Consider the following 13,562-nt stretch of genomic DNA (forward strand, 5'->3'; position numbering starts at 1 on the left):
CTGTATAACAATAATACAAACTATCTTCGAATTGAACCGATTAAATGAAGATTGTAGTTATAAATCTGTTGTCAAGATGCTCTCAATAATCTCCAGTTCTTGTTTTGAAAAATTCTTATTAACTAGAGCTCCCAAATTATCCAAGAGTTGCTTTTCACTACTCACCCCAACTAATACGGAAGTAACTCGTTTATCCTTCAGTAACCAGGCTACGGCCATTTGGGCAAGGGATTGATTTCGTTCTTGGGCCATTTTGTTTAATTCCATAGCCTTGGCTATTTTTTCATGAGTCACTTGATCCTTTTGTAAAAACCCAGAAGTTTTTGCAGCACGGGAATCCTCTGGGATACCTTTAAGATATTTGGAAGTCAAAATCCCCTGTTCTAAAGGCGAAAAAGGAATACATCCGATACCTTCATCTTCCAAAACGTCTATTAAACCATTCTCTACCCAGCGATCCATCATATTATATCTAGGTTGATGTATCAAACAAGGAGTACCTAAATCTTTCAATATAGCCACTGCCTTTTTGGTATCTGCGGCATTGTAAGAAGAAATCCCTACATACAAAGCCTTACCTTGTCTTACAATTAAATCTAACGCGGCCATGGTTTCTTCAAGTGGTGTTTGATCATCTGGCCTATGGCTGTAAAAAATATCCACATAATCCAATCCCATCCGTTTTAAACTTTGATCCAAACTAGCAACCAAATATTTTTTGGAACCCCATTCCCCATAAGGTCCGGGCCACATATAATAACCTGCCTTTGTAGAAATCACCATTTCATCCCTATACCCCTGAAAGCTTTGCTTTAGTATCTTACCGAAATTCGCTTCTGCCGAACCCGGGGGCGGTCCATAATTATTAGCCAGATCGAAATGGGTAATGCCATGATCAAAAGCTGTATGCAGAATTCTCTTGGAATTGGATAGATCATCAACATGACCAAAGTTGTGCCAAAGACCCAAAGAAATCTCGGGTAATAGCAAACCGCTGTTCCCACAACGTCTGTAGGTCATGTTTTGGTATCTGGTTTCGGAAGGTGTGTAGGACATAATAGACATATTATATCTCAAATTTAGGCATAAAAAAAGCCTTAATCAAACATGATTAAGGCTTTTGTACAGAAGGCGGGACTTGAACTTTTCAAATATTGAACATCTTAAAACACCCTAAAACAATCAAACTTCTCTTTATTTACATAGCTTTAGAAGATTCATAAGCAATTTAAATCTTGAATGTGTTTGCATGTTTTTGTATTAAACGTATTTTTACCGTACAAAAATCGTACAATTATGGCCTCCATTAATTTCCTCTACAGATCTACAAAAGATTATGCTCCATTAAATTTAAGACTTCTTTTTAGAATTAATAACCAAGATAAAGTGATCGGCACAAAAACTAAACTTGTCGTTTCAAAAAATTACTGGAAGAAACATAATTTAAAAAGATTAAAGGATATAGATATTTTAAATGAAAGAAAAAAAGTTAACGACGAACTTGATAAAATTGAAAGTTTTCTTCTAAAAAAATTCCACAACTCCAACCCAAATCTTATTGACAAAAAGTGGCTCAACAACCAATTAGAAGCCTACTACCAAGAGGAAAATGATTTTATAGAAGAACCTACTGACGGACTAGTAGAATATTTCGAAGATTTTCTAAGAATTAAAGGAAAAGAAATTTCCGATAGCTCCATAAAAAAATATACTACGGTGAAAAACCTAGTCATTAAATTTGATAATTATACACAAAGAAAAACCAAGATAAATGAAGTAAATCTTGCCTTCAAAGATAACTTCGAAGATTTCTGTTTAAACAATCACTATTCGTCCAATACCATTGCAAAGGCACTTAGAACCATCAAAACGGTATGCAATCATGCTAAATTAAACGGGCATTCAATTAGCCACCAAATAGATGCCATCAAACCTAAATACCTCAAACCCGATCATATTTACCTAAATGAAAAGGAAATAACCTCCATAGAATCTATTGATGAAAATAAACTTACCGAAAGCCTTACAAATGCAAGAGACTGGCTATTAATCAGCTGCTACTGCGGTCAAAGAGTTTCCGATTTCATGAGATTTGATAAATCCATGATTAGGTTCGAAAAAAACAAGCCACTAATTGAATTTACGCAAAAGAAAACTGGAAAAATAATGACCATTCCAGTGCACCAAAAAATCATGAAGATTTTAAGCAGAAGAGACGGAAACTTCCCAAGACCAATATCTGACCAGAAATACAATAAATACATAAAAGATTTATGTGCTTTAGCAAAAATCAATCAAATCATTAAAGGAAGTAAAAAACAGGAGACTAAAAAGGACAGTAAAATTTATCGTAAAATTTCTGGGGAATTTCCAAAATACGAATTAGTTTCGTCTCATATTGGCAGGAGATCTTTCGCCACTAATCACTATGGAATTATTCCTACCACATTCCTAATGTATATTACTGGACACAGCACGGAAGCAATGTTTCTTAAATACATTGGGAAGAGCAATAAAGATTTAGCTTTAGAGATATCTAAATTCTTTTGACGATAGAAGAATACGCTTTAAGATAAATTAAGAAAGCCTGCATTACCAAACGCAAGCTTTCCTAAATATAAAAATCAATTTAAATCATCAGGATAATAAATATTTCCACGAAGCGTTTCATCATTCAAATTTTCAATTTTCACGATAGCAGCCGCTAAAAAACACCAATAACCTCGATGAATTTCGTTGCTCTTATGGGTTCCATAATAGCCCGACCCTTTAAGACATTGATACCATTTATTTTCCAAGAAAAATTTAAGTTCACTTAATAAATTTATCTTATCACCTTCTTGAATTACTTTTTTTAAATGGCCAAAGTTCTTATCAATATCAACATAGGCTTTTTCACTTTCTTCAAAGTTGAGATTTACGTTTGGATACACTAAATATTCTAACAACAAATCCTTTACATTATCCCTCTCAAATTGTTCATGAAATAAGATAAAATATTCGTCATTTGGAGGAAGAATTAATCTAGCAATTGACAAAAGCTGAATCAGCGCAACATAAACATTATAAACATATTGCCCATAATACAATGGTTTTCTATCCTTTAGCACATATGCCAAACTTAGGCCACCATGCTTCCTGTGAGATAGGAAATACATTGCAGATTTTTTAAGGATTTTTTTTACCTCATCTTTTGAAAAATCATCCCCTTTAGAATATTTGGCTATTAAAAGATTTCTAAAAAAATCAAAATATAATTTCTCTTGCCTTTGCAAAATCTTCACATCCAAGGAATTTTTATCTTTTTCAAACCTACGTTCAATTTTTTCCAAATCCTTAACTTCTCTGTCCACCAATTCTTTGAAATAACTATAGCTCTTAAAAGGATCTCTTTGCTTTAAATTCATGGGTTATAAACATCAACTACATTGCCTAATTCGTCTAAAATATAAAAAATATTTGTCCCGTCAGGAAATACAACATTTAAAATACTAATATAATTTTGTGATATTTGAGAACTCAATAACAAATCGCCATTTACAGCATTAGTTATTCGATTACTAGATAGAATCCAGGGTTGGCTCATTTGAATTCCATCTGAAGTATCACCTAAAAGTGATTGAGGATTCACGTTGTAATTAGATGTATATTTACTTTCAACAATTAAAAATTGTCCATTTGTAGTATTCTCAAAAATTCCATCAATACCCCCGTTGGTAACCGAAGTATCATCCAAATCTATAGCTCTAGTATGCTTTGCCTCATAACCTCTTTCAAACAGCCTTACATCAGTGGTCATTTCACCAAAATTACCTTTCCTTACAGTTGAATTATTTAAATCAAGTTCAAACCAATCCACGCCATCAAGAACATTATCTATTATTTGTTTTTGTGTCTTAAATGTATTGTCAACATATTTAACTATTAATTCTCCTGCTTGAATAAGTTCATCTCCATACTTTATCAACTTGAGACCTTTTACTAAGGCCGCTCCTGGAATAATATCAACTAAAATAAATCCACCAGCTACCGCTCTACTAGAATCAACACCATAAAAGTCTTCTCCTGTAATTAAAATAATCACATCTTCAGCTGGCAGAAAATATCTCCCTGCAATAACTAAAGAGTTCTCTATTACTGATTCAAAAAATGAGTTTATATCGCAAGACAGACAATCTGGATCAAAACTAGGCAAACCATATTCATACCATTCATTCTCAGAATAGCTATACATGTAATGATATGCTTCATCCAAGGGAATATCAGATGGAGCTATAGTCAACTCGCTGGAAGGATTTATTATTCTTGGTTGCTGAGTTGCAAAAAGAACTAAATCTTCATTGCTCATCAAATAATACATTCCTTCATTATTTGGCAATTGATATGTAGCAACATATGACAATGCTGGATTGCCTGAATAATTACCTGTTTGACTATAATCCCAATTATCATCTGTTGTAGATCTTAACTCCAAAGTCATCAAGGCTTTTTCTAAGGCAATGGCACATTCCTCAGAAATATTGCCCTGATTAACACTTAACACATTACATCCTTCATTGTCTAATATATAATCCAAAATAGCTTGAGCATCTATCCAATTAATTTCATTATTCAACCAATCAACAATTTCAACATCATCATTAGACAAATCCAATAGCGCACTTAAATTAAGATTTAAGTAGATACCCTGATCTATTAAATTGGGACTAACAACAAACGGAAGGATATTACCCCCAGATGAAGAAGAGGCTCCACAAGAGCATCCAGGGTCCGGTGTTGAAGTTGTTGGTGAGGAATCCCCTCCTCCTTGGGTAACCCAAGTACAAGAATTAGATTCCAACTCCCAACTCCCTCCATTTAAGCATCTAGGATCTGTACAGTTTGCTCCATGAACTTGACCATCATGAGGCGTAGTTTGTTCATGCCATTGCCAAGTTTCAACACATACAAACTGAGCACTTACCTTTGAAGATTGTTCTAAATCTAATTCATCAAATATTATTGATGTAAAGGTTGTGTTTAAATTATCCAAACTTTGCAAATCTAAAGTTGAATATTCTTCCCTAGAAAAAGAGAATTCAACCATAAAAACATCATACTTACCATCACCGACATATGAAAAAACCAAATTTTCTACATGGTTATTTGCTGGATTATCACGAAAAACCAAAAAACTAAAAGAATGGTAATCACTATTAGGATCTGTAATCAACTTTACCCAATCTGTGTTTATTGAAAACCCGTATTCTTGGTTATAAATTTCCCTAGAATATTGCTGATTAATATTGGAATTTAAATCTTCCGAAGATAAAGCATCCAGCTTTGCGACTATGTCAGGTTTATCCATCAAATCCTCTAAACTCACTATGGAATGACTATAACCATCCAATGCTTCAAATTTTTCGGTACCAAGATCTGGTTCCTCTATAGTTTGGCAACTATAAAAAGTAACAAAAAACGCAACTAAAATTAAATAAATTGATTTTTTCAAATGCTTCATAATTTTTAAATTAAAGGTTATTCCTCAAAACTATATAAGCAATATAATTCTTACAATACGTAGAAATACGTAATTTTACCAATTCTAGTGCACTTTATGCCGTACTCAAAAACTCAGGTCTTTTAAAATCTAATTTTACTCAAATCATATAAAATGCCCAATCCATTTAAAACCAAAGAGGACATATTCCTGGAATTGGCTCATGGCTACCTAAACAACAAGGATTATTTTCTCGATCATCTTGAGTTCCTCCTAAGAGAAAATAAAGAAAAATATGGCTTTAGCAATCTTCAGTATTTGAAGAATGGAATTGAGATGGTTTTGATTGAGCTTAAGGAACTCAAAAAGAACAATTCTCCAATTAAAACACTTTCGATCGATGTATTTCAAGGAAGTTATTTAAAATCAACAGCCATTTCTAGAAATGAACTAAAAGCTCTTTTAAAGAATTTAGAAGAATTTTTTAACTCTATCAATAACAACCCAAAGTCCAAAAAACGCCCAGTACCCATTGAATCAGAGCTTAAATTAGAAGACGACTACGTTAAAGATGTTTTTAACAGCAAAAAAGCGGAAGAATTGTTTATTCAGTATTTAAATGACCACAAAGATTATAATACTAAACATTCTGCAAATTTTAGTTTTTTATTCTACGCTATGGATAAAACAGGACTAATACACTGCACCCAACCTAGGTTTTTAAAAGAACTCTCTTGCCATAAAATCCATTTAGACCGCATAGACTCAAAACAAGCTCATACAGCAACACATCAAAAATTCATTGTATTTAAATATTTATACAAAAATGTTTTTAACAGAGAACCAGACATTTAAATTATAATAACACAAAACCGATGCTAAAAAAGCACATTTTCTCGCTTTACTAAGCGCAATTTCTCTTCATAGCAATCAACTCGGCTAGAATACTTTTGGCTCATATTAATTTAATAATTATAAATTTTATGAATAGTCAAAAAATTATTTTAAGCCAGCTTTCTTCTGACCAATTAGAAAAATTGGTTGAAGGAGTAGTGAGAAGTCAACTACATGACTTCGGTAAGTCCATTTTCATCCCAAACTCTCAAGATGAACTTCTTACAAGAGAAGAGGCAAGCAAGTTTCTAAAAATCGACCAAAGCACTCTTTATCATTGGACAAACAAAGGCAAGGTAAAAGCCTATGCCATCGGTGCAAGGAGGTATTACAAGAAAGCAGAGTTAATAGAATGTTTAACCCCAATTTATAGCTCTAATGAAAAATAATGCCAAACCACAACCAGACATCATCAAAAACATCCCCAATTTGCTATCAAAGGTATGTTATTCACTAACTGATTTATCTTTTAATCTAGTTGGTACAGGAAATTATTCTCAAATCATTGACAAATGTATTCTGGACATAGACAAAGCTAAACGCATGGTCGAAAGAAGCCCGAAGGCCTACCTTCAAGCAATTCACAATGAAATGGAAAAACTGTACAAGGAAGATAGCTCAATTGACACAGCTTTAATTGAATACAATTTTAAAGAAACAGTAGGAGACAAAAAGATTGCTCATATAAAACTAACAAAAGCCTAATAGAAAAATGAAAAATAATTATACCCGAATAGGTACAGAGTATTACAAAAAAGTCGTTGTTCCCTTACACAGCGGAGACAGCTACAATGCTTTAACTAGATGGAAAAAAAGCGAAATAATAACTGATAAAGGTAAAGACTTCCTAGCAGAAATCCCCAAATTTGATGGATTTTGCTTAATTCCATCGCATAATAATTATCAACAAATAATTGGGAACTTTTATAACCGATATGAAAGGATAGAACATCAATTCAGCGAAGGAAAATTCAATAAAACACTGGAATTTTTAAAACATATTTTTGGAGAACAATTATCCTTAGGCTTGGATTATCTAACAATATTATGGCAAAAGCCCACACATATTTTACCCATACTTTGCTTAGTTAGCTCAGACAGAAAAACAGGTAAAACAACCTTCCTAAACTATGTAAAGCTCATATTTCAAAACAACATGACAATCAACAAAAATGAAGATTTTCGCAGCAAATTTAACTCTGATTGGGCCAATAAATTAGTTATAGCAGTGGATGAAGTCCTTCTAGACAAAAAGGAAGACAGTGAAAGACTTAAAAACCTCTCAACATCAACTACCTTTAAAATGGAATCCAAGGGGATTGACAAGGCTGAAAACCCTTTTTTCGGAAAATTTATCCTATGCTCAAATAATGAAGAAAATTTTATACGAATTGATGAATCCGAAATAAGATACTGGGTAAGAAAGATACCGTCCCTAACTGACGATAACGAGAATCCTGATTTATTAGAAGACTTAAAAAAGGAACTCCCCTACTTTGTAAACCATTTAAACAATCGTAAAATAACGTCCAAAAGAAGAACTCGAATGTGGTTCACAAAGGAGGAAATTTATACAGAAGCGCTATCAACTTTAGTTCATGGCAATAGATCACAATTGGATAAAGAAATCAAGGAACTGATTTTGGATGATTTTGTCAAATTCGAGCAAGATGAAATGAAATACTCATTGTCTGATTTAGTTGAAAAACTGACCAAAAACAATATCAGAGTTTCAACTTCAAAAGTTTCAGAGGTTGTAAAGAAAATTTTCAAAGTTGAAAGCAAAAATGGCTCTTACCCAAAATACCACTTAACGATTAACCCAATAAATAATTCCTATTTCGTAGAGTGTACAAATATCAAGGGAAGATACTATACGTTTAACAGAAAAGACTTTTTCATCTAACTCCTGTTGATTTGTTGACAAAACCACATCAATTACCACTCACCAAAAGCGCTTGTGTGCTACACTTTTTCAACAATACATCAACATGAGCCAATTTCAACACCAATTAACAGCCAATCTTAAATTATAACTTTTACATTAGGCTAGCCCTTGTGAGATTATAGAGCCACAAACAACCGACGTTACTTTTCTTTGCTGCAATGGTTATCTATAAGCCCTGTGGCATAACAACCACCCAGCCACGGTTCCAAACCGAAAACCAACCAAAAACACAACCATATAGTCGTGGTTCCTAATCGAAAACCAACCAAAGCAACAGATTTTTTTTACGTTGCTGCAATGGTTACCCATAATTTACAGGGTAAAAGAACCATTTAGTTGCGATTACAAACCGAAAAACCAACCAAAGCAACCGAAATTATTATTCGTTGCGGCAATGCTTTCCTATTAACCACATGGCACAACAACCATATAGCCAAGGTCCCGAACCGAAAACCAACCAAAAAGGCAACGGTTTTTTACGTTGCTGCAATGCTTACCTATTTGCCCATGCCATTACAAACATATAGCTGTGGTTCCTAACAGAAAACCAACCAAAGTAACAGGATTTTTTACGTTGTTGCAATGGTTACCTATAAATGAAGGTTAAATTAACCATATAGCTCAATTCACAACCCTAAAAACCAACATAAGCAACGAAAATCATTTTTCGTTTCTGTAATGCTCATCCATAATTTCTAGGATAAAAGAACCATATTGTTGCAGTTACAAACCAAAAAAACCAATCAAAGCAACGGATTTTTTTTCGTTGCTTACTTAATTAGATTCAAATCTTGCTACCCAATACCACCATTAATTAGTAGCTCTTAGTTAGGAAAGATCACTATAGGCAATTCAATGAATTTATAACTAATTATGAATTGAACCCCGCTCTTTAAATTCTTCAAAAAATTTAATACACTGCCTTAGGCATCCATTTATAATAACCTTAACTAAAAGATAATTTATCGTCGATCCGATGTTGAATACACACACAAGCATAACACATTGAATTGCAAATATCTAACCTAAATATCAACAATCAACACGAAATAATGCAACCTTAAAATTAAACAAGAAAAATCAATTAAATAAGAGTTTACAATCAATACAATTTGACCATGTAAAAGATTAGTTATTGTTTATTTATTATAAACAATTATATTTAAGGTCTCTCCTAAGAAAAAATGAAAATAAAAAAGTCCTACCGAAGCAGGACTAAAGATTTTCATCTACGGCATATAGCCTTATTGTGATAAGATTAGAGATTAGAAATTCTTTTCACATCTCAAATATATAAAAACTAAACGAACTGACTATAACATGACAAAAATTTTAGGCTTAGACTTGGGTACCAATAGTATTGGTTGGGCACTCATTGAGAATAACAAAATATTAGGATTAGGTAGCCGCATTTTTCCTATTGGCGTAGTGAACCCAGGTGAGGGAGACAATGAAATGTCTAAAAATGCGAGCCGTACTGATGCTAGAGGCACAAGACGACAATTTTTTAGAAGACGGCTCAGAAAGAAAATGCTGTTAAAGATTCTTTCAGACCATGATATGTGTCCGCTATCAAAAACGGACTTTGAGCACTGGAAGGAAACGAAACGCTTTCCTGAAGGGAAATTGGCAGAATGGTTTGCTATGAATCCTTATGAGATACGTCATAAGGGGCTCTCTGAGAAATTAGAACTAGAAGAATTAGGTCGTTTGTTATATCATTTGATTCAGAGGCGAGGGTTTTTAAGTAATAGTAGAAAAAGCGGTAAAGATGACGGTACAATCTTTAAAGGAAAACCTAAAGAAGGAAAGATAGGTATAGATGAAACAAGAGAAAGTATTCAAGACAAAACATTGGGCTCTTATTTGTATGAAATCGCACCTAGAGAAAATGAACCATACCAAGACGGCTTAGAGCGCATTCGAAACAGATACACTACCAGACAGATGTACGTAGATGAGTTTGAACAGATTTGGGATAAACAAGCCTCTTATCACCCAGAATTAACAAACGATCTTAAGGCCAAGGTTGGTGGAAGAAAATTAGACGGTTATAATGTCGACGGGATACTTTTTCATCAAAGACCTTTAAAATCCCAAAAACATTTGGTAGGCAATTGTACATTTGAACCAAGTAAAACCAAATGCCCTATTAGTGCCATCCCTTTTGAACTGTTTCGCATTTACCAATGGGTAAATACCGTTGAATGCAATGGGCAGAAAATAAGTCAAGAGGAAAGAACGGAAATGATTCAAGTATTGCTCAAAAAAGAAAAGCCCGCATTCAAGGAACTTCAAAAGGCAATAGGTAAGAGTGAAGCCCATTACAAATTCAATTACAAAGCAGAGGACAAAATAGTAGGCACTCATACCATTTCCAACTTGTCCCATAAAAAGTTTTTCGGCTCATCATGGTTTGAAAAGACCGAAAAGGAGCAAGAAGAAATTTGGCACATACTTTATTTTTTTGATAACAAAGACTTATTACAAAAGTATGCCATGGAGCATTGGGGCTTTGACAATAACAAAGCAATGGCCATAGCAAACTTCAACCTTAAAGACGGGTACAGTAGTTTAAGCAGGAAAGCCATTTCCAACATATTACCATTTCTTGAAAGAGGTTTTAACTATGATGTAGCAGTTGTTTTAGGTGGTATTAAGAATGCCATTGGTAAAGATTGGCAAGAACTCCCAGAAGAAGATAAGCAGTTTTTACGGGACAATGTTCCAGACATCGTTAGATCTGGAATAAAAGGAGGCTTTATAGAAGACCTAAAGAAACTATTAAAGAAGGAATTTGGATTGTCAGAGAAGCAATTAAAAAAACTGTACCACCATTCAACAAATATCCAATCAAATGATAAAGTTGCCAAACTACCAATTGGAGCCGAAGCAGACAAACAAATACAGCAGTTACGAAATCCTATTGTGGTTACAGCATTATTTGAGTTAAGAAAGTTGGTGAATGAACTCATCGATACCTATGGCACCATTAATGAAATAAAAGTAGAAATGGCAAGAGACCTTAAGGTATCAAAAAGCAAACGCAATAAAATTCGATTAGAGCAACAAAGGCTGGAAAGAGAAAACGATAGGGTAAAAGCAGAAGTAGAAAAATACACAAAAATAACACATGAAAATATTCTAAAATACAAATTGTGGGAAGAGTGTAAAAATACTTGCCCTTATACAGGGAGGCAAATACCTATAGCAGAGCTCTTTACAGGGCAATGGCAAATAGAACACATCCATCCATGGAGTAGATCCCTAAACGATAGTTTTATGAATAAAACACTTTGTGAGGCCAACGAGAACAGAAACAAAGGAAATAAAACACCGTTTGAATATTATGGAAATGATGAGGCAAACTGGGCTGCAATAAAAGAACGAGCTCTCAAACTCTTTGCAGATACAAAACAATACCCTAATGCATACCAAAAGTTCAAGAGGTTTGTGCAACAAAAATTTGAAGATGATTTCACCACCCGTCAGCTCAATGATACGCGCTATATAAGTCGAGAAGCAAAAGAGTATTTAAAACAAATCTGTGATAAAGTTACAGTAGCTCCAGGACAGATGACCTCAAACCTAAGACATTATTGGGGGCTTAATAGCGTACTAAATGATGAAAACCAAAAAACAAGAGAAGACCACAGGCATCATGCCATTGATGCTTTGGTGATGGCCTGTAGTAAAATAAGCTACCTTCAAGAGCTTAGCCGGTGGAATCGTTATGATAGGCAAGGAGAGTTAAGAAACTTTCCACTTCCTTGGGCTGGTTTCCGTTATCATACAGAACAAGCCGTTGAGCAAATTTTGGTGTCCCACAAAAAGCAAAAAAACGTCATCACCAAAAGATACTTCAAGACAGAAAAAAACGGAGAGACTTTTAAAAACTTGGGTGTAGCAGCAAGAGGCCAGCTGCATAAAGAAACTGTGTTTGGTAAGCGGTCGGCGCCTTATAGTGAAGAAGCCTTCCATATACGCAAACCCATAGACAGTCTATCCACAGAAAAACAATTGGAAAAAGTAGTGGATGAAAAAATAAAGGAATTGATTTTTAAAAGAATACACCATTTAGGTGGTTTCGTAAAAGGAAAAATACCAGAAGGAACCTTCTTTATTGTTGATGAGGAAGGAGTCAAGCAACCACAAATTTTCCTCCCTAATAAAAATGGAAAACCTGTACCAGTCAAAAAAGTGCGAATGAAAGAAAACATTGGTGGTGCGGAACAGCTTAAAGATAATATAAATCAATGGGTAAACCCTAGGAATAACCATCATGTTTTAATTTATCTAGATAATAAGGGCAACCTAAAAGAAGAGGTGATTACTTTTTGGACAGCGGTAGAGCTAAAAAGAACGGGACAATCTGTTTACCAATTACCAAGTGATGGCAAAGAAATAGTAACCACCTTACAGATCAATGATATGTTTCTATTGGGACTACAGGAAGATGAGATTAATTGGGAACAACCAGATTATTCCTATCTAAATGAACATCTTTATAGAGTCCAAAAGTTAACGTCTGGAGATTATTTTTTCCGAAAACATACGTCTTCAACGGTTACAGACAGTCAATACAAGCAAATACGTGGTTTTGGTTCTGGTAAAACAGGGTGGTTTACATTCACCCCTATCAAAGTTAAGGTGACAGCGTCTGGAAAAATAGAAAAAGTCTAGTTTGTCATTTCGACCAAAGGGAGAAATCACATAAAAGCATTCAATATGATAAACTATAATGAAGATCAAGGGTTTCACACCTATTATGTGTACATTATGACCAATGATTATAGGTCTACCTTTTATACAGGAATGACAAATAACCCAAGTGTCAGGTTACAACAACATACAGAAAGCATAGAACAAAAGGAAAACACCTTTGTAGCCAAATATAATTTAAAACACTTGGTGTATTATGAAAAGTTTACTTGGGTTCAAAATGCCATAGCAAGAGAGAAAGAATTGAAAAAATGACGTAGGGAAAAGAAACTGGATTTGATACGTTCGTTTAATAGTGATTTTGAGTTTTTGGAAGACAGATTTTTAAAGAACATTTAGATTTGTCATTTCGAGCGGAGCGAGAAATCACATAAAGAAAACGTTTTGTTGTTATGAGATTTCTCCTCGGACCTCGTTCGATCGGACCTCGTTTGAAATGACAAAGCCAAGGTTCATTGACATTTTATGAATCATCAAATACAGATACCTATCAAGCTGATTAGGAAGTAAATAAAAAAG

The 13,562-nt window shown here is 34.0% G+C and carries 10 protein-coding genes; 7 read left to right on the top strand and 3 right to left on the bottom strand.

Translation table 11 applies throughout. From position 1 onward, the window contains the following. Positions 1-57 precede the first annotated feature (57 nt). Entirely contained in the window at positions 58-1,056 is a 999-nt protein-coding gene (gene mgrA / locus LOK78_RS07725) for an L-glyceraldehyde 3-phosphate reductase (protein WP_232634515.1), read from the bottom strand. Positions 1,057-1,296: 240 nt separating this feature from the next. Here mgrA and LOK78_RS07730 point away from each other — a divergent pair, with 240 nt between their 5' ends. Continuing rightward, positions 1,297-2,550, top strand: a complete 1,254-nt coding sequence (locus LOK78_RS07730) for a tyrosine-type recombinase/integrase (protein ID WP_232395728.1) — start codon at positions 1,297-1,299, stop codon at positions 2,548-2,550. Between the two features lie 74 nt (positions 2,551-2,624). Here LOK78_RS07730 and LOK78_RS07735 read toward each other — a convergent pair whose 3' ends face one another. Further along, positions 2,625-3,407 carry a PoNe immunity protein domain-containing protein gene (locus tag LOK78_RS07735; RefSeq protein ID WP_053969819.1) on the bottom strand — a complete coding sequence of 261 codons (783 nt, stop codon included), beginning with the start codon at positions 3,405-3,407 and terminating at the stop codon, positions 2,625-2,627. Next, on the bottom strand, positions 3,404-5,500 hold the full coding sequence (locus LOK78_RS07740) for a hypothetical protein (protein ID WP_232395727.1): 2,097 nt from the start codon (positions 5,498-5,500) through the stop codon (positions 3,404-3,406). Before LOK78_RS07740 ends, LOK78_RS07735 begins: the two co-directional genes overlap by 4 nt. A 153-nt stretch (positions 5,501-5,653) precedes the next feature. Between LOK78_RS07740 and LOK78_RS07745 the strand changes: the two genes are divergently transcribed. The 6 genes from LOK78_RS07745 (at position 5,654) to LOK78_RS07770 (ending at position 13,298) form a co-directional block, all read left to right on the top strand. Further along, complete coding sequence (locus tag LOK78_RS07745; protein ID WP_232395726.1) at positions 5,654-6,334, top strand: hypothetical protein; 681 nt, start codon at positions 5,654-5,656, stop codon at positions 6,332-6,334. 128 nt (positions 6,335-6,462) lie between these two features. Then, positions 6,463-6,762 (top strand): helix-turn-helix domain-containing protein, encoded by a 300-nt coding sequence (locus tag LOK78_RS07750; protein WP_232395725.1) that lies wholly within the window; start codon positions 6,463-6,465, stop codon positions 6,760-6,762. Beyond that, entirely contained in the window at positions 6,752-7,078 is a 327-nt protein-coding gene (locus LOK78_RS07755) for a hypothetical protein (RefSeq protein ID WP_232395724.1), read from the top strand. The genes LOK78_RS07750 and LOK78_RS07755 overlap by 11 nt, the downstream gene beginning before the upstream one ends. Positions 7,079-7,085: 7 nt before the next feature. Beyond that, positions 7,086-8,279, top strand: a complete 1,194-nt coding sequence (locus LOK78_RS07760; protein WP_232395723.1) for a primase-helicase family protein — start codon at positions 7,086-7,088, stop codon at positions 8,277-8,279. A 1,362-nt stretch (positions 8,280-9,641) separates the two neighbouring features. Continuing rightward, on the top strand, positions 9,642-13,004 hold the full coding sequence (gene cas9, locus LOK78_RS07765; RefSeq protein WP_232395722.1) for a type II CRISPR RNA-guided endonuclease Cas9: 3,363 nt from the start codon (positions 9,642-9,644) through the stop codon (positions 13,002-13,004). A 45-nt stretch (positions 13,005-13,049) separates the two neighbouring features. Beyond that, positions 13,050-13,298 carry a GIY-YIG nuclease family protein gene (locus LOK78_RS07770; RefSeq protein ID WP_336245961.1) on the top strand — a complete coding sequence of 83 codons (249 nt, stop codon included), beginning with the start codon at positions 13,050-13,052 and terminating at the stop codon, positions 13,296-13,298. Positions 13,299-13,562: the final 264 nt, after the last annotated feature.

The organism is Mangrovimonas futianensis, assembly GCF_021245805.1.
Lineage (GTDB): Bacteria > Bacteroidota > Bacteroidia > Flavobacteriales > Flavobacteriaceae > Mangrovimonas > Mangrovimonas futianensis.